The 21788-nt window shown below is 50.5% G+C and carries 19 protein-coding genes; 10 read left to right on the top strand and 9 right to left on the bottom strand.

Going from position 1 to position 21788, the window contains the following annotated elements:
• The first annotated feature begins 273 nt into the window (after positions 1 to 273).
• The 3 genes from KI362_RS09620 (at position 274) to KI362_RS09610 (ending at position 3035) form a co-directional block, all read left to right on the top strand.
• Positions 274 to 1176, top strand: coding sequence for a LysR family transcriptional regulator (locus tag KI362_RS09620; protein ID WP_301626773.1), 903 nt, complete (start codon positions 274 to 276; stop codon positions 1174 to 1176).
• Between the two features lie 191 nt (positions 1177 to 1367).
• The gene (locus tag KI362_RS09615; RefSeq protein ID WP_301626771.1) at positions 1368 to 1826 is read left to right on the top strand and encodes a DUF1641 domain-containing protein; all 459 of its coding nucleotides are present in this window, start codon (positions 1368 to 1370) and stop codon (positions 1824 to 1826) included.
• A 30-nt stretch (positions 1827 to 1856) separates the two neighbouring features.
• Positions 1857 to 3035, top strand: a complete 1179-nt coding sequence (locus KI362_RS09610) for an NAD(P)/FAD-dependent oxidoreductase (RefSeq protein WP_301626769.1) — start codon at positions 1857 to 1859, stop codon at positions 3033 to 3035.
• 283 nt (positions 3036 to 3318) lie between these two features.
• Here KI362_RS09610 and gdhA read toward each other — a convergent pair whose 3' ends face one another.
• The gene (gene gdhA, locus KI362_RS09605) at positions 3319 to 4698 is read right to left on the bottom strand and encodes an NADP-specific glutamate dehydrogenase (protein ID WP_301626767.1); all 1380 of its coding nucleotides are present in this window, start codon (positions 4696 to 4698) and stop codon (positions 3319 to 3321) included.
• A gap of 383 nt (positions 4699 to 5081) precedes the next feature.
• On the opposite strand from gdhA, the gene KI362_RS09600 reads away from it, so the two are divergent.
• Positions 5082 to 6068, top strand: coding sequence for a Gfo/Idh/MocA family protein (locus tag KI362_RS09600; RefSeq protein WP_301626833.1), 987 nt, complete (start codon positions 5082 to 5084; stop codon positions 6066 to 6068).
• Positions 6069 to 6127: 59 nt separating this feature from the next.
• Here KI362_RS09600 and KI362_RS09595 read toward each other — a convergent pair whose 3' ends face one another.
• The 4 genes from KI362_RS09595 to KI362_RS09580 form a co-directional block, all read right to left on the bottom strand.
• Positions 6128 to 7540 carry a copper amine oxidase N-terminal domain-containing protein gene (locus tag KI362_RS09595; RefSeq protein ID WP_301626765.1) on the bottom strand — a complete coding sequence of 471 codons (1413 nt, stop codon included), beginning with the start codon at positions 7538 to 7540 and terminating at the stop codon, positions 6128 to 6130.
• An 18-nt stretch (positions 7541 to 7558) separates the two neighbouring features.
• Positions 7559 to 8968, bottom strand: coding sequence for an MBOAT family O-acyltransferase (locus tag KI362_RS09590; RefSeq protein ID WP_374705643.1), 1410 nt, complete (start codon positions 8966 to 8968; stop codon positions 7559 to 7561).
• A 175-nt stretch (positions 8969 to 9143) separates the two neighbouring features.
• Entirely contained in the window at positions 9144 to 9827 is a 684-nt protein-coding gene (locus KI362_RS09585) for a CidB/LrgB family autolysis modulator (RefSeq protein WP_081671803.1), read from the bottom strand.
• Entirely contained in the window at positions 9824 to 10204 is a 381-nt protein-coding gene (locus tag KI362_RS09580) for a CidA/LrgA family protein (protein ID WP_301626761.1), read from the bottom strand. The genes KI362_RS09585 and KI362_RS09580 overlap by 4 nt, the downstream gene beginning before the upstream one ends.
• A 353-nt stretch (positions 10205 to 10557) precedes the next feature.
• Here KI362_RS09580 and cidR point away from each other — a divergent pair, with 353 nt between their 5' ends.
• From cidR to KI362_RS09550, 6 genes are all read left to right on the top strand, one after another.
• A complete protein-coding gene (gene cidR, locus KI362_RS09575; RefSeq protein ID WP_301626760.1) occupies positions 10558 to 11463 on the top strand; it encodes a cidABC operon transcriptional activator CidR in 906 nt (301 codons plus the stop codon).
• A gap of 123 nt (positions 11464 to 11586) precedes the next feature.
• Positions 11587 to 12993: an amino acid permease gene (locus KI362_RS09570; RefSeq protein ID WP_301626759.1), complete on the top strand. Its 1407-nt coding sequence runs from the start codon at positions 11587 to 11589 to the stop codon at positions 12991 to 12993.
• A gap of 77 nt (positions 12994 to 13070) precedes the next feature.
• Entirely contained in the window at positions 13071 to 13928 is an 858-nt protein-coding gene (gene pdaA, locus KI362_RS09565) for a delta-lactam-biosynthetic de-N-acetylase (RefSeq protein ID WP_301626757.1), read from the top strand.
• Positions 13929 to 14127: 199 nt separating this feature from the next.
• Positions 14128 to 14592, top strand: coding sequence for a MarR family winged helix-turn-helix transcriptional regulator (locus KI362_RS09560; RefSeq protein ID WP_301626755.1), 465 nt, complete (start codon positions 14128 to 14130; stop codon positions 14590 to 14592).
• Between the two features lie 246 nt (positions 14593 to 14838).
• Positions 14839 to 16566, top strand: a complete 1728-nt coding sequence (locus KI362_RS09555; protein WP_301626754.1) for an ABC transporter ATP-binding protein — start codon at positions 14839 to 14841, stop codon at positions 16564 to 16566.
• Positions 16563 to 18464, top strand: coding sequence for an ABC transporter ATP-binding protein (locus KI362_RS09550; protein WP_301626753.1), 1902 nt, complete (start codon positions 16563 to 16565; stop codon positions 18462 to 18464). The genes KI362_RS09555 and KI362_RS09550 overlap by 4 nt, the downstream gene beginning before the upstream one ends.
• Positions 18465 to 19022: 558 nt before the next feature.
• On the opposite strand, the gene KI362_RS09545 is transcribed toward KI362_RS09550, so the two are convergent.
• Genes KI362_RS09545 through KI362_RS09530 form a run of 4 tightly spaced genes read right to left on the bottom strand, consistent with a single transcriptional unit; the run spans position 19023 to position 21691 of the window.
• On the bottom strand, positions 19023 to 19370 hold the full coding sequence (locus KI362_RS09545) for an EamA family transporter (protein ID WP_301626752.1): 348 nt from the start codon (positions 19368 to 19370) through the stop codon (positions 19023 to 19025).
• Entirely contained in the window at positions 19354 to 19701 is a 348-nt protein-coding gene (locus KI362_RS09540; protein WP_044481164.1) for a DUF2304 domain-containing protein, read from the bottom strand. Before KI362_RS09540 ends, KI362_RS09545 begins: the two co-directional genes overlap by 17 nt.
• Positions 19698 to 20405, bottom strand: coding sequence for a glycosyltransferase family 2 protein (locus KI362_RS09535; protein ID WP_044481162.1), 708 nt, complete (start codon positions 20403 to 20405; stop codon positions 19698 to 19700). Before KI362_RS09535 ends, KI362_RS09540 begins: the two co-directional genes overlap by 4 nt.
• Positions 20402 to 21691: an ArnT family glycosyltransferase gene (locus KI362_RS09530; RefSeq protein ID WP_301626749.1), complete on the bottom strand. Its 1290-nt coding sequence runs from the start codon at positions 21689 to 21691 to the stop codon at positions 20402 to 20404. The genes KI362_RS09535 and KI362_RS09530 overlap by 4 nt, the downstream gene beginning before the upstream one ends.
• Between the last annotated feature and the right edge of the window lie 97 nt (positions 21692 to 21788).

Raw genomic sequence — 21788 nt, 5'->3', positions numbered from 1 at the left:
TTGAAGCTTTAGCCCGTTGAGCACGTGAAACGTGCGAAACAGAAAACCACTGCTATGCGGGTGAGCCTGAGGGGTTCTGATTTTTTAAGATCTACCAGCAAAGCTGGCGGATAAAGTCCAGAAGTTCTGTAATGGTCTTCCGCATTAGCTTCGTTTCACCCATCAGCTTGCCTGCTTCCCTTCTTCCCCTATACCCGCTATAATGGGGTTTAATATCTTGAACTTGACGCGGGTTGTCAGGGTTTGAATGAAGAAGGACTCGGAGGTGGGACCGTGGAACTGAGGCAAATCCAGTATTTTATTGAGGTTGCGAAGCTGGAGCATGTGACGGAGGCGTCTTATGCACTGCATGTGTCGCAGTCAGCGGTGAGCCGGCAAATTTTCAAGCTGGAAGCGGAGCTTGGAGTGGATCTGTTCGTGCACGAAGGACGCAAGGTCAAGCTGACGCCGATTGGTCGATTGTTTCTGAAGCATATGGAGCAGTTGATGAGCGTGATTGAGCATTCAAAGCAGGAGATCAGCGAATATCTTGATCCTGAGCGCGGGATAGTTCGAATCGGTTTCCCGAGCAGTCTTGCCTCCCAGCTTATTCCTCGCGTGGTTACGCTGTTTCGGGAGCGGTATCCGGCGGTTCACTTCCATCTTCAGCATGGCTCCTACAAGGAATTGGTAGAATGGGTTATTGGCGGTGAACTGAATTTGGCTGTGATGGGGCCTGTGCCGACCAATGAACAGCAGGTCCGCAGCACCATCCTGTTCGAGGAGAATTTCGTGGCGCTTCTGCCGGCGAGCCACAAGTTGGCCCAAAGCAAGTCTGTGCTTCTGAATGACTTGAAAGAGGATCTGTTTGTACTTTTTCCGGAAGGGTTTATTCTTAGAGACCTTGTCGTCGAGGCTTGTGCAAAGGTGGGGTTCAAGCCGAGAGTAACCTTTGAGGGGGATGATCTTGATGCCATCAAGGGTCTTGTCTCCGCAGGGTTAGGCCTCACGTTGCTGCCGGAGATCGCCTTAGGTGAGCATATTCCCTCCTCCATTGTCGCAGTTCCGATTGCAGGACCTCAGGTGAAGAGGGATGTCGGGGTCATTGTGCCGGTCAACCGGGAGCTTCCGCCAACCGAGCGGTTGTTCTTTGACTTCTTGCAGCAGATAGGTGCAGAATGGACGCCAGTAGACTGAACGATGCTTAAGCTAAATCCGACAACAAACAACATTTGGGCGGAAATATTGAATATGATGAATATCACGAAAATAGTCACCAAACCAAACGTTTGGTGACTATTTTTATATTAATTGTGCTACAATGTTAACTGGGTTGTTCATGTTTAGGAATGTACAAAATTTCACTAACTTACAAAAGGAGAATGAACATGTCAGAGATGATTACGGATGTGAACTCGGCTCAAGAGACGTTGGACACTGTAAGCGCTGCAGATTCTGCAGCCCAGGCTACACCGCAGGCGCTCCTGGAGCAACTGCTCAAACCAGAAATCCAGAACTCGCTTACGACGCTGATCGAGCAATTGCCGAAATTGACGGAGATGATGAGCACCTTGGCCCAGTCTTATGACTTCGTCAAGACACTTGCTAATGACGCGACCTTTAAAAGCGATATGGTCGGAGCGATAGCAGAGATCGGCGGGCCGGTGAAGGAATCCGCGAAGGCTATTGCCGCTAATGTTATCGAGGCAAAGGATCGTGCAGAGGCCAGTCAGGAGACGATCGGCGTGTTCGGGTTGCTCAAGCTGCTGAAGGATCCGGAAGCACAGCGACTGTTCCGTTTTGTTCAGGCTTATCTTCAAGTATCCGGCGAGAAGCGCGGACAATAATACATCGATTGCGAGAAAGGAGTCTTCCAGATGTCTAAGCATATTTTAATTCTTGGCGCCGGTTACGGCGGTGTATTGAGCGCGCTTAGCGTTCGCAAATATTTGAGCAAGCAGGAAGCCAGGGTCACGGTGGTGAACCAATTTCCCACTCATCAGATTATTACCGAGCTGCATCGGCTTGCAGCAGGCAGTGTGAAAGAGCGTGCGGTTGCTCTGCCGCTGGAGAAGCTGTTTAAGGGGAAGGATATCGACCTGAGAGTGGCCAAGGTGGAGAGATTTTCTGTAGAGAACAAGGAAGTTAAGCTGAATGACGGTACACTTTTGTCGTACGATGCGCTGGTCGTTGGCTTGGGCAGTGTGACAGCCTATTTCGGAATTCCGGGACTGGAACAATACAGCATGGTGCTGAAATCTGCGGCGGATGCGGAGCGTATTCACCGGCATGTGGAAGCCAAGCTTGCTGAATATGCCAAGTCTAAAAATCCTGCCGATGGCACGATTCTGATCGGCGGCGGCGGTCTGACAGGTGTTGAGTTGGTCGGTGAAATTGCCGATAAGCTGCCGGAAATGACGCAAAAGTACGGAATCAATCCTTCAGAAATCCGTCTGTTGCTGGTTGAAGCTGGCCCTAAGATTCTGCCGGTGCTTCCTGACAACCTGATCGAGCGGGCTACCTCCAGCCTGGAAAGCCGCGGGGTAACCTTCCTGACTGGTTTGCCAGTCACCAATGTGGAGGGGAACACGATCGAGTTAAAGGATGGGCAGAAAATCGCGGCCAATACCTTCGTCTGGACAGGCGGCGTTCAGGGCAATCCGCTCATCAGTGAATGCGGTCTGGAGGTGAACCGCGGCCGGGCAACGGTCAATGAGTATTTGCAGTCTACCTCGCACAGCGACGTATTTGTCGCCGGAGACAGCGCAGTTGTCTTCGCCCCGGACGGACGGCCATACCCTCCAACAGCCCAGATTGCTTGGCAAATGGGCGAGTTAATCGGCTATAACCTGTCAGCGCTTCTGAAAGGCGGACATATGGAAACGTTCCATCCGGTTAATTCAGGCACCTTGGCCAGCCTGGGCCGCAAGGATGCAGTAGCTACGGTCGGAGCAAGCAATAGCCAGCTGCGCGGCATGCCTGCCAGCCTCATGAAGGAAGCGAGCAACATCCGCTACCTGAGCCATATTAAAGCCTTGGATTCACTTGCGTACTAATTGAATAAGCAATAAAAAAGCAGCCCCTGCCGAAACCCGCTTCTTGATGCGGGTCTTTCGGCAGGGGCTGCCTTACTTTAAACATAAGTTGATCTAAAGCAGAGCATGGTTAAGGGCATAAGTATGAAGTGTTCTGTAGAAGCGGAGAGCGTTCGCCTTTGTGAGTGGATTTCTACACCTCTTTGGCTTCGTCCAATCAGAGAAGTCCGCGAACAACAGCGATCGAAAGAACATTTCATACGTTGCCCCTCGCATGAATAATTAATTGGTCAACTATGCAACTCTAGATAACGCCTTGAGCGACCATAATGTCGGCAACCTTCAAGAAACCGGCGATATTGGAGCCGACAACGAGATTGCCCGGGTGGCCGTATTGCTCGGCAGCCTGAACACTGTTGTTATAAATGTTCTTCATAATTTGCTTCAGCTTCTCGTCCACTTCTTCAAAGCTCCAGGCGAGACGTGCGCTGTTCTGGGACATTTCAAGCGCGGATACAGCTACGCCGCCTGCATTGGCAGCCTTGGCAGGTCCGAAGTAAACGTCGTTTTGAAGATAAATCTCAATAGCCTCAAGCGTCGAAGGCATGTTTGCGCCCTCAGCAACATATTTCACGCCGCCTTCAACCAGCTTGCGTGCGGATTCAGCGTTGATTTCATTTTGCGTAGCGCAAGGAAGTGCGATATCGCATGGGATACTCCAGATTTGATCGCACCCTTCAAAGTACTCCGCAGTAGGATGGATATTTACATATTCCTTGATCCGTTTGCGTTCCACTTCTTTCAAGCGCTTCACGGTATCCAGTTGAATGCCGTTCTTGTCATAGATATAACCGTTGGAGTCACTGCAGGCAATGACGATCGCGCCAAGCTGTTGAGCCTTCTCAATGGCATAGATGGAGACATTTCCCGAGCCCGATACAACGACCCGTTTGCCTTCGAAGCTGTCACCCTTGGAAGCGAGCATTTCATTGGCAAAATACACAAGACCGTAACCGGTAGCTTCGGTCCGGGCAAGGCTTCCGCCATACAGCAGGCCTTTGCCGGTCAATACGCCGGCTTCGTTGCCGCCGCGGATCCGCTTGTATTGTCCGAACATATAGCCAATTTCACGGGCGCCAACACCGATGTCGCCGGCCGGTACGTCGATGTCCGGACCGATATATTTGGACAGCTCTGTCATGAAGCTTTGAGTGAATCTCATGACCTCCAGATCGGATTTGCCCTTAGGATCGAAGTCGGAACCTCCCTTGCCGCCGCCGATAGGCAGACCGGTCAAGGAGTTTTTGAAAATTTGCTCAAACCCGAGAAATTTAATGATGCTGGCGTTAACGGACGGATGGAAGCGAAGTCCTCCCTTATAAGGTCCGATAGCACTGCTGAACTGGACCCGGAAGCCGCGGTTGACTTGAACCTTACCTTGGTCGTCGACCCATGGCACGCGGAACGTAATCAGTCTTTCCGGCTCAACGATGCGTTCCAGAATCGCATGCTCCTTGTACTTCGGATTCTGAGCAAACACAGGAACAAGAGAGTCGAGGATCTCTTTTATCGCTTGATGAAATTCGCTTTCACCGGGATTCCGTTTCTTCACTGCCTCATAAACCTCATTCACATATGCTTGTGCTGCTTCAAGCTCTTGGGTTGTACTCGCTGTAATCGACATGAACGTTCTCCACCTTTCACTTAGCCGTAAATCACACCGGTTCTCAGGCTCCGGTTGTATATGATTTCACGAAATTTATTACCTCCATTGTAATGTCTATGTAAAGTATAAACAAAGCCTTATTGAGATCAAGTTAATGATCTTTTGAGATCAACTTTACAAGGGATGTAAGGTTATTCCAAATAAAAAACTGGATAATGTGAAGATAAGTCTCCAACATCATCTGGTTGCTGCTCGGTGAGAAGCAATGAGCGTATTACAAGGTAGTATATAATCTAACTGTAACTTTATAGACTACAGTTAATTCCTGACTTGAGATTCCTGGGAAGAGAGGATAGGCTAGAGGTATTAGTATGCTAATTATGACCAAAGGAGATGAATTTATGGAGCTGCAGATTGGAATTGTCGGTACAGGATGGTTTAGCAAGGTTCATGGGGATATATTAGCTGCATTGGATGGGGTGAAGGTGGCTGCTGTATGCGGGACAAGCCTGCCCAAAGCGGAATCCCTTGCTTCCAGATACGAGGGCTCGAAAGGGTATGATAATCTGGCGGATATGCTGGATGGCACCAAGCTGGATGCGGTATATCTGTGTATCCCTCCTCATGCGCACGGGACAATCGAAGCCGAGTTGATTGATCGCGGCATTCCCTTCCTCGTAGAGAAGCCGCTCGGGGCAGAACTGGACATCCCGCTCGATATTTATTCCAGACTTCAGGCAAGCTCCAAGCCGTTGATTCACTCTGTGGGGTATCATTTCCGTTATAAGGCACAGACGATAAAGCTGAAGGAGCTGCTTGAAGGAAAAACGGTCGGCATGGTTCTTGGATGCTGGATGGGAGATATGCCGCAAGTGGCCTGGTGGAGAGAGCAAAGCGGCTCGGGCGGTCAGTTCATTGAGCAAACAACACACATTGTGGACTTGCTCAGATATACTGCCGGAGAAGTTGAAGAGGTTTACGCCTCTTATGCGAACCGGGTAGTGCATGAGCAGTATGAAGGAGTCAGTGTAGCGGATGTAGGTACGGTTACGTTGAAGCTGAAGAGCGGAGCTGTGGCGAATATCTCCAATACCTGTGTTCTGCCTGCGGGTGTTGGAGAGGTGGGGCTCAGCCTCTATACGGATCAGGGAATCCTGTCCTGGAGCCCGGACCTTCTGGAAGTGTCCCTATCCGGGGAGAAGAGCACCTTCCGAATTGAGGACAATCCTTACAGAGCGGAAAACGAGGCCTTCATTCATGCGCTGCGTACAGGCGATACCTCAGGGATTCGCTCCGACTATGGCGATGCACTGAAGACACAGCGTGTCACCTGGGCGGCCTTGGAGTCAGCCAGAACAGGAAAGCCGGTGCAAATCAACAATATATAATAAAAATAGAAGGTGTCCTGAAGCCATCATAGATGACCAGGACACCTTCTTCCGTATATTTACCACTGGATATCATAATTGACAAAATAGGTGTCTTCGCTTTCGGTAACTGCAATATTCCCGCCCAGCAGCTTCACGATCTGCATTAACGGACCGGCAAGACGGCCTTGTACGATAACAGCAGGAGCATCGAGGTTGACTGCTTCGCCGTTCAAGGTAGCGATTGGACTGTCAGCGGTCAGAATGAGTGTGTTGCTGCCCCGCTGAAGCGTTGCCTGCTTGGTGTCGTTGTCATAAGCGAATGCCGTATCTGTGCCTTCTGCGAAGTCCTTGACGGCAACCCGCACCTGATCCTTCGAGGTTGTAGGAATCTGAACGAAGGAAGCCTCCTGGCCTTCTACCGTAAGTGTGAGTGAGAATATCGGACCATTCTCGTTGATCACAAGCGTCTTTGCCTGGTGCTCCAGCTTGCTGCCCAGCTCATCCACATTTTCAGCCGTAAGCTGGTGGCTTCCAGCTGCGATTTGCTCGATGATCCATTGGTTGATGGCACCGGTATGGTGGGACAGATCCTTGAAGTTCTCCAAATTATAAGTCACACTCTCATCACTCTGAAAATCAAAGAGCGTCACATTTTCCATAGACCCCAATTTCTCCAGCATATACTTCTTTATTTCCAATTGATTATAGAAGCGCTGCGGGTTGAGCCTATACCAGACCTGCTGGCGAATTACCGAATAAGGCGGATAATAAATCTTGAATTCAACCTCGGGGTGCGCCTTGATCAGACTGAGAACATTTTCGTCAAAGCGCTGCTTAGCCAGTTCGTAATCCGGCTCGCTCTCGCCGGAGGTCTGCTCATAGTTCCAGGCTTCTATCCACTTGGCCAGCACCTTCTTCGATCCGTAGGTGGCGTAGGAATCCCAGTTATTGAGCCGGTCAAGATTCCGGTACTGGGGGTGCTTGTCCTTCGGCAGCAGAAGGGCGCCGAAAGCATGCTTGATATTGGATACATTGAAAATATACTTATAGTCGTTTAATACATTGTCATCATACAGATAGAACGGGAAGCTCTCGGCGTCCCGGACATTATTATCACGCACAGTGAAATAGTCAAATCCCCATAGCACCGTCTTGACTTGGCCGGTGCCAAAGGCAAGATCTGCAATCATCCGCTGCTCAATGGAGGTAGAGCCCTCGATGGACAATTTCAGCACTTTTCCGCCAAGCGCTTCCTCTACCTTGGAGGGAATGAAGTTCTCCGTCATGGAGCTGCCCAGAATGATGGTGTCGTATTCGTAGTTCTTGGCCAGTCCGGGATTCTGATAACGCTGCTCTCTTGAATATAGCGGCTCATAGGCTGCCTTGTGATAGAACTGAAGCGGATCGACAGTGATCATGAAGCCGCCCACTACACCGGCAAAGACCAGAACGAAGGCCAGGAACGAGAGGATAAACCGAATGTTCTTCAAGAAGATAATCTCCTTTTCCTAGAAGGTAAAGTATAAAAACTCGCTGACTTGGTTGAAGTAAAGCACCGAAAATACAAACAGGAATGCGATATATACAGCGTGCTTCCAGGTCGGTTTGAACCTGCGGGCCATCTGCATGGAGTTGCGTGCGAACACTGCTATAAGCAAGGCTGCTGCAATCAGCAGAACGTTACCTGCCAGGTCTAGCGATAGGGTCAGACCGAGATCCCGGAAATTCACCATGCCCTTGAGCACCTTGATAGCATCGTCAAAGGTGAGAGCACGGAAGAACACCCAAGTAAAGTTGATGAACATGAAGGTGATGAACCAGGCGCACCAGCGCGGAAGCTTTACGCCGGTCTTCTGCCATAGACGCTGAATGACCTGAGCTGCCCCGTGAAGAAGCCCCCACAGGATGAATGTCCATCCGGCCCCGTGCCAAATGCCGCCGATGACAAAGGTGGCAACCAGATTAAAGTAGGTCCGGAAGACCCCCTTTCGGTTTCCGCCCATCGGAATGTAAATATAATCTCTCAGAAACCGGCTGAGAGTCATATGCCAGCGGGCCCAGAAATCCTTGATGCTCACAGCCTTGTAAGGCGAATTAAAGTTAATCGGCAGCTTGATATTAAAGAGCAGGGCAATCCCGATCGCCATATCCGAATAGCCGCTAAAGTCGAAGTAGAGCTGGAGCGTATAAGACAGCGAAGTGACCCAGCCGCCAAGGAAGGTCAGGTAATTGCCGGTATCGAAGCCTTGTGTCGCAATCGGTGCAAGTGTATCGGCAATGACAACCTTTTTGAACAGACCGATACAGAAGATGAACAAGCCCCGTGCCACATTGCCCGGAAGAATTCTTTTTCCGCGCTTGCGGTCGAATTGCGGCATCATCTCCCGGTGATGAAGAATCGGGCCGGCAATCAAATGCGGATAAAAGGTAACGAACAGAACATAGTTAACGACGTCATATTCCTTTGCCTTCCCTCGATAAGCATCGACCAGATAAGCAATCTGGGTAAAGGTAAAGAAGCTGATTCCGAGCGGAAGCGCCAGATGCAGCAGACTAATATGGGCGTCCGTTAATGCATTGACGTTCGTGATCAGGAAGTCTGCATATTTGTAATAACCCAGCAGCAGCAGATCGCCGACAATCGCAAGCGTTAGGAGCAGCTTGCGTGATCCCTGCTTCTTGGCGTGGCTGATGCTTCTTCCCATAATATAGTTGAATGCAATCGAAGCGAGCATGAGCGGCAGCGATTTAATGCTCCACCAGGAGTAGAAGAACAGAGAGGCCAGAGCAAGCCAAAGCTTGCCGAATAAGGGCGGACAAAAGCGATTGAGCAGAAAATAGACAATAAAGGTAACGGGCCAGAAGGCAAATATGAATTCATACGAGTTAAACAGCACGTCCTGTGTACCCCTTTGCAAAATAGAAGTTTTTAACCAAATACTAAAATCATACCGTAATTTGGCTTATACTACAATGTCGAAACCTGTACGATAACAAAGAAATATCCAAAAAGAAGGCCTGCCGTCAGGCAGGCCAAGAGAAAAATAAATATATAAAATTAGGAGGAAACACATGTTCGGAGCTCAATGCCCATCAATGGAATAACAACAAGATGATGACAGGAGCGGCTACCAGGGTAAACAAGCCTGCTACGATCATGGAAATACTGGAGATGGTGCCTGTCAACGAGCTGAACTCGAAGGCTTTGGAGGTGCCTGTGCCGTGGGCGCTTGTTCCAAACAAGACCCCCCGGGCGATTTCGCTCTCGATTCGAAACAGCTTTGCAACGAGCGGGCCGAGGGTGACTCCGAGCAGTCCGGTCATAATGACGAAGACGGCAGTAATATTCGGCACGCCGCCGATCATCTCGGAGATATTCATGGCAATAGGCGTGGTTACTGAGCGAGGAATCAGACTCGTAATCAGCTCACTATCCAGATGCATCCACTTGGCGAGGACGGCTGAGGAGAGCATAGCAACGACCGAGCCGGTTAATACGCTGGCCAGGATCTCAACCATATGCTTTTTCAATACATCAAAATATTTATACAAGGGGACCGCGAACGCAATGGTCGCCGGCTGCAGCAGAAAGCTCAGCCACTTGCCCCCGGAGTGATAGGTCTCATAAGGGATCTGGGTCCAGATCAATCCAATCACAAGGGTAAGCGGTGTGATCAGGAGTGGAGACAGATAGACCCTTGGATGAATCCGGTACAGATGCTTGGAGAGAACATAGACGACAAGAGTTATTGCGAGACAGATCAGTCCAGGGATCATGTTGTCTTCCGCTCCTTTCTTCTACTGATTCGCGTGGCAATCAGTCCGGAGCTGACCATGACAATCACGGTGCTCGATAAGACAACAATCAGAATCTGGATGCCGTTATTTTGGAGCATCGGGATATATTCCATAATTCCGACCGCGGCCGGAATGAAGAACAGCAGCAGCTCGGCAAGCAGCCAGCTTGCGCCGGCTTCGATCCAGTCGAGCTTGACGATGTTCAGCTTGAGCAGAAGGAATAATACAATGATGCCGAGTATCGTGCCGGGAATCGGAAGGTGAAGCCATTGGGCCAGCGCATTCATCGCCAGAGTGAACAGAATGAGGACCATAACCTGCAGAACGATCTTTGCAGCGATGCGAATGATATTCATCTTAAGCTTCCTTCCCGCTATATAAGTTGATCTAAATAAGCTACGTAGAAAGGGCATAAGTGTGAAGTGTTAAAAGCTTTCTGCAAGAAAGCTACTTCGGAAGCATAAAGCGGAAGCGTTCGCCTTTGTGAGTGGAATTCCGCCTTATGATGCTTAGTTCAATCAGGGAAATCCGCGAACAACAGCGATCGTAAGAACACTTCACACGTTGCCAGGAACGTAAAATTCATTAGTTCAACTTATATTGCATTTGATAGTGGAGATTTTACAGCATTAATTTTCATGAGTAAAATGAATAAAACGAATGATAATCATTCCATTTGTCTATACATATGGATTGGTGGAGGAACGGTATGGATATTAAGCAAATGCAGTACCTCATTGAGGTTGCCAGACACAGAAGCTTCACCCGGGCCGCAGAAGCGCTGTTTATTACTCAGCCGACCATTAGCAAGACGGTGAAAGGACTGGAGGATGAGCTGGGGGTGGTGCTGTTTGAGCGGATCGGCAAAAAGATTGTCCTGACCGATGCCGGCCAGCTTATTGTCTCCAAGGCGCAGCAAATTGTGGCTGAATATCAAAATATGGCCGCAGAGCTGGATGATCTCCGAAATATGAAGCGAGGCCATTTGCGAATCGGTCTGCCTCCCATGGTGGGAGCCAGCTTCTTCCCAAGCGTGATTGGCAAATTCCATGAGCGCTATCCGAAGATTACGATTCAGCTATTTGAGGATGGGGCGAAGAAGGTGGAGTCCAATGTCGTGGAGGGCGCGCTCGATGCGGGGGTTGCGGTGCTGCCCACCTCGCAGGAGGGCTTGGCCAGCTTTCCCTTCGTGGAAGAAAGGCTCCATCTGGTGCTTCCGCCGGAGCATCATTTATCCGGCCGGGATCAGGTTCATCTGAAGGAGCTGGCAGAGGATGATTTTGTCCTGTTCAGGAAGGACTTTACCCTGCACGACCGGATTATTGCAACCTGCACCCAGATAGGGTTTCAGCCCCGCATTGTCTATGAGAGCTCGCAATGGGACTTGATTAGTGAAATGGTCGCAGTAGGACTTGGAATTACACTGCTGCCGGAGACGATCTGCCGGGAGATCGACGATGAGCGGGTTCGGATCGTTCCCCTGGATCCGGTAATTCCCTGGAAACTGGGTATAGTATGGAGAGAGGATCGTTATTTGTCATTTGCCACAAGAGAGTGGATTCAGTTTGCTAGAGAGATGCTTGTCACTTCAACCGATTACAGGGGAGAAGCTTAGCAGCATAAATCCGTTAAATGTTCATATTTATCCCATCCTGGACCTATGCACCCCTTGTTTGTTTTATTATAATTACAACTTGTGAAAGAAAATACAATCATAGAATTAGGGGATAAGCTCAAGATGAGTGTGTTTAGAAGAAAATCGATCACCGAGATGCTGCAGGAGAAGGCGGCAAGCAGTGCGAAGGGCATGAAAAAGGAGCTTGGCGTCTTTGATTTGACGATGCTGGGGGTAGGCTGTGTAGTCGGAACGGGGATCTTCGTGTTGACGGGGGTTGCGGCTGCGAATCATGCAGGGCCCGGCCTGATCCTGTCCTTTCTGCTTGCGGGCATTGTATGTGCTTTTTGTGCGCTTTGCTATGCGGAATTTGCCTCCATGGTTCCGGTATCCGGAAGTGCATATACCTACAGCTACGCTACATTTGGAGAGATTTTTGCCTGGGTGCTGGGATGGGATCTGATTCTGGAATATGGCTTTGCCGCATCCATGGTAGCAAGTGGCTGGTCCGGGTACTTTCAGGGCTTGCTGTCCGGGCTTGGACTGGACCTGCCCAGGGCGGTCAGCAGCGCATTTAATCCTGCCGAAGGCACGTATTTTGATCTGCCGGCTGTGTTAATCGTCCTGCTGCTCACCTTCGTGGTATCCAGAGGGGCCAAAGAATCGACACGGTTAAATGCGATCATGGTTGTTGTTAAAGTTGTCGTCATCCTCCTCTTCATTATCGTGGGTGTCTTTTATGTGAAGCCGTCCAATTGGACCCCGTTTATGCCGTTTGGTTTTAGCGGGATCGTGACCGGCGCTGCAACTGCCTTCCTGTCCTATATCGGCTTCGACGTGGTTGCAACCGCTGCCGAGGAAGTGCGGAATCCGCAAAAGGATTTACCCAAGGGCATCCTGTGGTCACTGGCGATATGCTCCTTGCTCTATATTTTGGTTACCGCTGTATTGACAGGCATGGTGCCGTATCATCTCCTTAATGTTAAAAATCCGGTTGCCTTCGCCCTGCAGTATATTCATCAGGACTGGGTTGCGGGGTTCATTTCCCTTGGGGCCATTGTCGGCATAACGACGGTTTTGTTCGTTCTCTTATTTGGACAGACTCGTCTGTTCTTTGCGATCGGCCGGGATGGCTTGCTGCCTGAAAGATTATCCAAGGTCAACCCCAAATCGGGCGCACCGGAATTCAGCACCTGGGTGACGGGGGCGATTGTGGCTCTCTTCGCCGGCTTGATTCCGCTGGGCAGGCTCGCGGATCTGGTTAGTATCGGGACTTTATTTGCCTTTATCTCTGTATCGGTGGGAATTATCATCCTGCGCAAGACGCGGGCTGACCTGGAACGATCCTTCAGAGTACCGCTCGTACCCCTTATTCCGATTATTGCCGCCTTGACCTGCGGATACTTGCTGATCAGCCTTCCGCGGATCACATGGATTGCATTTCTGATCTGGATGGCAATTGGCTTGTGCGTATACTTCTTCTATGGATATAAGCACAGTCTCCTGGCCAAAGACAAAGGAAACTCTTGAATCGTGTATATTCCGAACGCAAAATGAAGAAATTAAGGCGGAGCTTTGCACATCTACAATGAAGGAGAGATTCCCTCATGCTGGAAAGGTTCGCCTTGATATCGGCCGTATTGAGCTGTACACTGCTCATTCAGCCGGCTGCAGGAGCCGCCTCTTGCCTGTCTGCATTGTCCGCTAGTCCCACCGGGGCGGAGCAGCCTGCTTCTGCCTCCGAGAACCAGCCCTATCATTTCGGCTTCAAGCGAAGTGTGAACGGTCAGCTTCCCTCGATTAATGAAGAAGGCTTCAAGACGATTGTTGATCGCTATGATGCTGTCTTTACGGGGGATACAAGCCGTAAGGAGCTGTTTCTTACTTTTGATAACGGCTATGAAAATGGATATACAGCGCCGATTCTGGATGTACTAAAGGCGAAGAAGGTTCCCGCAGCCTTTTTTGTGACAGGACACTATGTAAAAGACCAGCCCGAGCTGGTGAAGCGTATGGCAGCAGAGGGGCATATCGTCGGCAACCACTCCTGGAGTCATCCGGATATGACCACCCTCGATGACGGGAAGATCAAAGAGGAGCTGGACCGGGTCAAAACGGCGGCCTCCTCGCTGACAGGGACGGATCAAATGCGGTACTTACGCCCGCCTCGCGGCATCTTCAGCGAGCATGTGCTCAGGGTTACGAAAGAGCTGGGCTATACGAACGTATTCTGGTCGCTAGCTTACAAGGATTGGGACGTCAATGATCAGAAGGGCGCCTCATACGCTTATCAGAAGGTCATTGCCCAGCTTCACCCGGGAGCGGTGCTGCTGCTGCACTCTGTATCCAGAGATAATGCGGAGGCCCTGTCATCCATCATTGATGAAGCCAGGCGCCAGGGCTATGAATTTAAAACGCTGGATGAATTATCGCTGAAGAGGAAGGCCGGATTCGGCACACCATAATAAGACAGGGAGCAGTGCTAAAGTGACGATCTTCATCGGCACAGCAAGGCTCCCTGTCTTATTTCTTTTTTATATCAGATGGCAATCCTCCGAGTATTCGCTTGACAATCATCAATTGGGCTCCTATAATTAGGTCTGCTAATAAATAGGCAACCTAACTATTAAATATCTTAAACAAATAAGAAAAGAAGGTGATCAGGTGGACAGGATCAAGGATCTCCAGACCCGCCGTCTGATGGAGATACTCAGAAGATTCGGGAGAGCCGATTGGCGTAACTTCGAGACGGGGGGCCTCAAGCCAAGTGAGATCAGAATACTGTTCGCTGTCCAGTCAGGATGCGCTGAACAGCCGGAAGGAGTTACGGTATCAGAGATCAGCAGCTTCCTGCAGATCAGTTCTCCGACCGTCACTCCGTTGATCAAGAGTCTGGAGGCACAGGGACTTGTTCATCGTTACAATGATCAGGAGGACCGGCGTGTAGTGCGTGTCAGGCTGACGGAGGAAGGAAGCAGGTTCACCAAAAAAGCAAGGGAATCACGGCTCCGGCGCTTTCAGGAACTGAAAGATTTCCTGGGTGAAGAGCGGAGTAAGGAATTTATTGATACGCTTGAGATGGTCTATCAATTTATGGAACGGAAGCATGTGAAACCAGAGAAAGAGTAACGCTATATAAGTTGAACTTTAAAAGCTACGTAGAAAGGGCATAAGTGTGAAGTGTTCTGAAAAAGCGTAAGCGTTCGCCTTTGCGAGTGGATTTCTACCGTATAATAACTTAATTCAATCAGAGAAATCCGCGAACAACAGCGATCGTAAGAACACTTCACACGTTGCCCCCAGAACGTAAAATTCAGCAGTTCAACTTATATAGATACGACCAGAGATTTTATCGAGAAAGTGGAGCTGATAGGAATGATGAAGCTGTTTCAACATTTGAAGCCATACCGCTGGCTTGTAGCAGCTGTATTAGTTCTGGTATTTTTCCAGACCTTGACGGAGCTGTATTTGCCGACATTGATGTCTGATATTGTGGACACCGGGGTGGTAATGGGAGATACGGAATATATCTGGAAGGTGGGCGGCGTCATGCTGCTTGTCGCACTGGGCGGAATGATTTGCTCTGTCGGCTCAAGTCTTTTCTCCGCAAAGGCGGCCTCCGGCTTCGGTAGAACGCTCCGCGGAAAGGTATTCGGACATGTATCCAACTTTTCGCTGGAGGAATTCGACAAGGTCGGGACGGCTTCGTTGATCACCCGTACGACGAACGATATTACCCAGGTTCAGCAAGTGCTGATCATGATGCTTCGCATGATGATCATGGCGCCGATGATGTGCATTGGCGGAATCATTATGGCTGTCTCAAAGGATGCCACGCTGTCGCTGACTCTGATTGTCATTATGCCGGTGCTGGCGCTGGCGATTTTTCTGATTGCGAGAAAAGGCTTGCCGCTGTTCAAGGCGATCCAGAAGAAGATTGACCGTCTGAACCTGGTGCTCCGTGAGGAGCTGACAGGGATTCGGGTCATTCGCGCCTTTAACCGCATGGGACATGAGCAAAAGCGGTTCGATCAAGCGAACCAGGATTTGACGGACACAGCGATCCGGGTGAACAAGATTATGGCCCTCATGATGCCGTTAATGATGCTGGTTATGAATGTTTCCTCGATTGCAATCATCTGGTTCGGAGGATTAAGAATTGATTCGGGACACATGGCGGTCGGCGATCTTATGGCCTTCTTGCAGTATGCCATGCAAATTCTGTTCTCATTAATTATGGTATCCATGATGTTCGTCATGATTCCACGCGCTCAGGCCTCTGCAGTTCGGATCAGAGAGGTGCTGGATATGGAGCCGGTGATTAAGGATGCGGCTTCAAGAGCTTCTGCTGGAGCATTGAAAGGATACGTCGAATTCGATGATGTCACCTTCAGCTATCCGGGAGCCGAGCAGCCCGCCATTCAGAACATCTCCTTCAGCGCCAAGCCGGGAGAGGTTACAGCGATCATTGGGGGAACCGGATCCGGGAAGTCAACCTTAATCAGTCTGATCCCGCGCTTCTATGATGCGGGCAGCGGAAGAGTGATGGTTGACGGGGTAGATGTCAGAGAACTCTCCCAGGAGGAGCTGCGCTCAAAGATCGGCTTTGTCCCGCAGAAGGCGGTGCTGTTTACCGGCACGATTGCAGAGAACATTCGTTACGGAAAAGAAGATGCCAGCGACGAGGAGATTCGCCACGCAGCAGAGGTCGCTCAAGCGTCGGAGTTTATTACCGAGATGGAGCAAGGCTATGAATCCATCATTGCCCAGGGCGGATCGAATGTATCGGGGGGCCAGAAGCAGCGTCTATCCATCGCCAGAGCGCTTGTGCGCGGGGCGGAGGTGTACATCTTTGACGACAGCTTCTCCGCACTGGATTTCAAGACGGATGCGAAGCTGCGAGCGGCCTTGAAGAACGAAACTCGAGAATCGACAGTGATTATCGTGGCCCAGCGGGTAAGCACCGTGCTGGATGCCGACCGGATTATCGTACTGAACGAGAGCCGGGTTGCCGGTATCGGTACGCATGCCGAGCTGATGGAATCCTGTGAAGTCTACCGTGAGATTGTATATTCCCAGCTGTCGGAGGAGGAGATTGCATGAGTCAGGATAATAGACACAGACACCAGCCATCCGCACAGCGAGGCCGCGGTCCAAGATTGGGCGGTCCCCATGGAGGACCGGGAATGGGGATGCCGGTAGAGAAGGCGAAGGATTTCAAAGGTACTCTGAAGCGGTTGATCCGTTATTTGCGGCCGCACAAGGTACAATTGATTGCTGTGCTTGTCATGGCCATTATCAGTACTATTTTCAGTATTGTCAGCCCGAAAATTATGGGGAAGGCAACCACCAAGCTGTTTGAAGGCATTATGGCAAAATTTCAGGGAGTACCTGATGCTACGATTGATTTCGAGTATATATGGCACATCATTCTGATTCTGCTGGCCTTTTATGTATTAAGCGCATTGTTCAGCTACTTCCAGCAGTTCCTGATGGCTGGAGTAGCGCAGAAGACCGTCTATGACCTGCGGCGCGAGGTCAATGATAAGCTGTCCCGGCTGCCGTTGAAATACTACGATGCCAGAACGCATGGGGAGACCCTGAGCCGGGTGACGAACGATGTGGACAACATCAGCTCCACCTTGCAGCAGAGCCTGACTCAATTGATCACTTCGATCCTGACGTTGATCGGTGTTCTGGTTATGATGCTGACTATTAGCCCGCTCTTGACATTGATTGCGGTACTTACCCTGCCGGTCAGCATTGTGGCGATCAGCGCCTTCGCCAAGCGCTCGCAGAAGCAGTTCGTTCGCCAGCAGGCGGAGCTGGGGAAATTGAATGGTCATGTTGAAGAAATGTATACCGGCCACAAGGTCATTAAAGTGTTCGGACGAGAGAAGAAATCGCTGGAGCAATTTGATGAGATTAACGGCCGGCTGTATGAAGCAGGCTGGAAGGCGCAATTTATCTCGGGGATGATCATGCCGATCATGGGCTTCATCGGAAATATCGGCTATGTGTTCGTTGCAGTTGTAGGCGGGATATTGGTTACGAAGCAGTCGATTACAATCGGGGACGTGCAAGCCTTCATCCAGTATGCAAGGCAATTTACGCAGCCGATTACCCAGACGGCGAATATCGCCAACATTATTCAATCTACGGTGGCTTCGGCAGAACGCGTGTTTGAAATTCTGGATGAAGAGGAAGAAGTGCGGGAGGCTGACAAGCCTGTCTCGCTGCCTGAACCGCAGGGCCGCGTAGCTTTCGAGCACGTGAAATTTGGTTATGAGGGCAAGCAGCCGCTGATCTCGGATATGAATATTGAAGTCAGCCCGGGGCAGACGGTGGCTATTGTGGGTCCGACGGGTGCCGGGAAGACAACCCTGATCAATCTGCTGATGCGTTTCTACGAATTGAATGACGGTGCAATTACGATTGATGGTGTGAATATTACGGAAATGAAACGCGGGGAGCTGCGTTCGCTGTTCGGCATGGTGCTCCAGGATACATGGCTCTTCAACGGCACCATTCGTGATAATATTGCATATGGACGCGAAGGGGCGACAGAGGCGGAAGTCATCCGCGCAGCCAAGACAGCGCATGCGGATCATTTTATCCGTACACTTCCGGGAGGATATGACACGATTCTGAATGAAGAAGCCTCGAATATTTCGCAAGGGCAGAAGCAGCTCCTGACCATTGCCCGCGCGATTCTGGCTGATCCGGCGGTGCTTATTCTGGATGAAGCGACCAGCAGTGTCGATACCCGGACCGAGTTCTACATCCAGAAGGCCATGAACGAATTAATGAAGGGCAGAACGAGCTTTGTTATCGCTCACCGCCTGTCCACGATTAAGGATGCCGATTTGATCCTGGTGATGAATCATGGTTCCGTAATTGAGCAAGGCAATCATGAGGAGCTTCTGGCTAAAGGCGGCTTCTATGCCGATCTTTACAATAGCCAATTTTCCAAAGGCGGCTTCGATCAGGAGGCTGGTTAATAGCAACTCATTTAAGAGCCTTGTGCCTCTGGCCGGGGCCCGAAAAAAGTCTATATTTGATCAGGAAGGTACAATTCCTCATTACTTTGAGGGGGTTGTACCTTTTTTCTTGAACAAAGAGAAAGGTTTGGAGGATAACCCGCGATTTTCACTTGAACAAGGTATGTGACCTGACGTGCGTCTGCAGTTATCGGAAGGTCCTCCTGTACGAAAGGCATAACATGTGGAAGCAACTCACAGATAGCAGTCTGCCAGCCGTTGACTCGCATTTTGCTCCCGTGCCCGAAGAATGGAGATAGCAGTGAAAAAAGTTAGCTTGAATTCAGTGGAAATGATAGAAATGCGGATTTTAAGGTAAGGAATTTCACTGGAGTGTGACCCGTGGCAGGAAGCGTCAGCGTTCGCCTTTGTGAGCGGATTTCTCCCTTATTAGAACTTAGTCCAATTAAAGAAATCCGCGAACAACAGCGATCGTAAGCATACTTCACACGTTGCCCCCTCTAACTCGCCTTCCAATATTTTAACTATATTTTCAACATAGGCATAAGCTGTGCGACTTTAGGATCTTGCAAGCAGGTAGACACCGAACAGGATGACTGCTACCCCCGCGGCCTTCGAAGCGGTTATAGACTCATGAAAGAGAAAATAGGCAGGGATCATGGCGAGCACATAAGCAAAGGCCTGCATAGGATAGGCGACGCTTAACGGCAGCCGGGTAAGCACGGCGAACCAAAGAACGGTGGCCACGGCATAGAGCATAATTCCGCCAAGGACGGCCGGCGAAGTAACAAGCTTTCCCCAATTCAGGCCGCCGATGCGGGCGAGGCCGACTTTGAATAATACTTGTCCGGTAACCAGAAGCACAATATTTCCTAACAAAAGAAGATAGCTAATCATTCTGTCCATGCAGCGAATCGCGCTCCTTGAGGATCGTCAGCTCCTGAGTCAGACGCAGCACTTGGGCGGTCAGCTTGGTTACGACGATGGTTAGATGAAGAATAATCATGAAGCAGAACAGCAGTCCGAACAGAAACAGAATAGCGGGAGCGTATTTCACGCCGAACCGGTCCGCAATCCATTCGATGAACGATACATTAAGCGATACAATGACAAGGACCACACTGAACAGAATCCACAGCAAGGAATACTGTTCTCTCAGCTTCTGCCTGCGAACCAGCTCCAGAACGAGCACGAGGAACGAAAAGGCCAGTATAATTGAAAAGGCATAGATGCTCATGGCCGGGATACCGCCGATCTGCTGTAACGCATAGCGCTCATTAATACCGCTAAAGTAACTTTTACCATATAATAGACCGATTTCCAAGGGGTAATCGAGGAACGCCCCGCCTTCCGCCGATGCATCTCTGTGGATACCTCGGCGATCCGGCAGCCGCTTCGCTTCAGATAGACGATGGATTCTACCTCCGGGTAATCTATAGGATAGTAGCGCGCATACAGGTCAATCGCTTTGCGTCCTGCTGCACGGAATCCGCTTGTCGTATCCGTGAACCGCTGGCCCGTGACGAGTGTAACAAGCCCCGAGAAGAAAAGCATGCCCAGCCGCCGCATCCGCGAGGAGCGGTAAGAAGTCGTCTCCGCATACCGTGACCCGATCACAAGATCATAAGCTCCGACTTTGGCAATCAGCTTCGGCAGCTCCTTGGCAGGATGCTGCCCGTCGGCATCCATTTGGATGGCGATATCATATTCCATCCGCTGGGCATAGATATAACCTGTCTGCATGCCGCCGCCAATTCCCACGTTATACGGTAGTGTGAGCACACGGGCTCCCGCGGCTTCGGCAAGCTGCTCGGTTCTGTCGCGCGAGCCGTCATTAACGACGAGAATATCCGCATCCGGCACATGCTGACGAATATCTGCAATGACCGAGGAGATGCTGCCTTCCTCATTATATGCCGGAATGATAATCAGGATTTTCATGATGAAGAAGTCCTCCTTCCGCCGGTCTTGAGAGACGGAGTTTGACGGTATGCCAGCATTCCATCGATCAACCCGGCTCCGAACAGGATCAATAGGGCCATATTGGGATAGCCATAGCGGCCAAAGGCCACAAACGGCAAATAAATAACGGTGAAATAGCCCAGCGCAAGCCAGAGCGGAAGCAGCCGATGGAAGCCTCGCTTGAACATGGCCCAAGCAACTCCCGCCATATTACCCAGCATCAGCAAGATTTGAAGGACATCCATAATCGGACGGGTTATCGGCCAGATCGGCCGGGAATAGAAGGGGTGGAAATACAGCTCAGCCCATCTTCCCAACGTGAGCCAATAGATATACTTCAGCGGCTCATGACGCAGTCCGTAAGAGAGAACGTCCAGGCCCTTCTGCACAGCGGCATGATCTGCTCCTTGGAACAGGGTCTCTGGCGAATACTGGGGATACTCCTCAAAGAATCCGGGAGGCGGAAGCTGTCCATCGATCCGGGTTCCGAGCAGGAACGGGCTCCCGCCGGAGTTCGTGAACGTAATCCATTCATGGAAGGTGAGCCAGTTACGAATCCACCATGGGCATAACAGCAGGACATACACGCCTGCCATCACAGACAAATACTTGACGGCTTGCCGCCAAGGCAGCTTGTCTGCATACCAGATTACTAGAAAAACAGCAGGGTAAAGAGAGGCATGGGGCTTAAAGTAGGCGGCCGCCGCCGTCAATACACCGATGATGACATAGAGCCAGGTTCGGTTCTTCTCCCGTGCAATTAAGGTGACGCAAACCATCATCATCAGCAGGGCTCGAAACGTGCCTTCAGAGAGAATCACTCCCGAGGCGAAGTAATCCGGCATGTAGAAGGCGCTGATCATGGCTGCAACCAAGCCGGCCCTTGGCGAAAACATTTTGCGTCCAATAAAATAGATCAGATAAATCGAAAAGGCCTGAAGCAGGCATTGATACAGACGGAAGGCAATGACACCGCCTTGCTCCTGACCGAACACGGTCATGAAGCCGCCCAGCAGGACGGGCATGCCCGGCATAATGAACGCCGACGGGCGCTCCTTCGTGTTATAGGCCAGAACACCCTCATTGATCAGCAAGCGGGCGCTCTGGATATACTTCACATCATCGTTGTTCGGCTGAACGGGATCTCCAAGCAGAAAATAATCGTGATACACAAGTACAATAATGCAGGACAGAACACCAACTAAGGCGATCAAGCCTGCGAGAAGCCGCTTGTGGCTGCGGCTGGTTCCTGCAGTTGGAAACAACAGGTCTCAACTCCTTGTATTTTCTCTATATCCCTTTTCCTGTATATTCCAGTATAACATGTCCTATCCATTTCTATCCAACGGGCACCAAACTCTT

Origin of the sequence: Paenibacillus apis, assembly GCF_018333295.1 — a bacterium.
In the GTDB taxonomy this organism is placed as follows: domain Bacteria; phylum Bacillota; class Bacilli; order Paenibacillales; family Paenibacillaceae; genus Fontibacillus; species Fontibacillus antibioticophila.
The sequence above is the reverse complement of the archived record's forward strand: the minus strand, read 5'-3'. Positions and strand labels throughout refer to the sequence as shown.

Coding starts and splice junctions, on each gene's coding strand:
- KI362_RS09615 (WP_301626771.1), top strand. CDS start 1,368: ATGTCAGAGATGATTACGGATGTGAACTCGGCTCAAGAGACGTTGGAC.
- KI362_RS09610 (WP_301626769.1), top strand. CDS start 1,857: ATGTCTAAGCATATTTTAATTCTTGGCGCCGGTTACGGCGGTGTATTG.
- gdhA (WP_301626767.1), bottom strand. CDS start 4,698: ATGTCGATTACAGCGAGTACAACCCAAGAGCTTGAAGCAGCACAAGCA.
- KI362_RS09600 (WP_301626833.1), top strand. CDS start 5,082: ATGGAGCTGCAGATTGGAATTGTCGGTACAGGATGGTTTAGCAAGGTT.
- KI362_RS09585 (WP_081671803.1), bottom strand. CDS start 9,827: ATGATCCCTGGACTGATCTGTCTCGCAATAACTCTTGTCGTCTATGTT.
- KI362_RS09580 (WP_301626761.1), bottom strand. CDS start 10,204: ATGAATATCATTCGCATCGCTGCAAAGATCGTTCTGCAGGTTATGGTC.
- cidR (WP_301626760.1), top strand. CDS start 10,558: ATGGATATTAAGCAAATGCAGTACCTCATTGAGGTTGCCAGACACAGA.
- KI362_RS09570 (WP_301626759.1), top strand. CDS start 11,587: ATGAGTGTGTTTAGAAGAAAATCGATCACCGAGATGCTGCAGGAGAAG.
- pdaA (WP_301626757.1), top strand. CDS start 13,071: ATGCTGGAAAGGTTCGCCTTGATATCGGCCGTATTGAGCTGTACACTG.
- KI362_RS09555 (WP_301626754.1), top strand. CDS start 14,839: ATGATGAAGCTGTTTCAACATTTGAAGCCATACCGCTGGCTTGTAGCA.
- KI362_RS09550 (WP_301626753.1), top strand. CDS start 16,563: ATGAGTCAGGATAATAGACACAGACACCAGCCATCCGCACAGCGAGGC.
- KI362_RS09545 (WP_301626752.1), bottom strand. CDS start 19,370: ATGGACAGAATGATTAGCTATCTTCTTTTGTTAGGAAATATTGTGCTT.
- KI362_RS09540 (WP_044481164.1), bottom strand. CDS start 19,701: ATGAGCATCTATGCCTTTTCAATTATACTGGCCTTTTCGTTCCTCGTG.
- KI362_RS09535 (WP_044481162.1), bottom strand. CDS start 20,405: ATGAAAATCCTGATTATCATTCCGGCATATAATGAGGAAGGCAGCATC.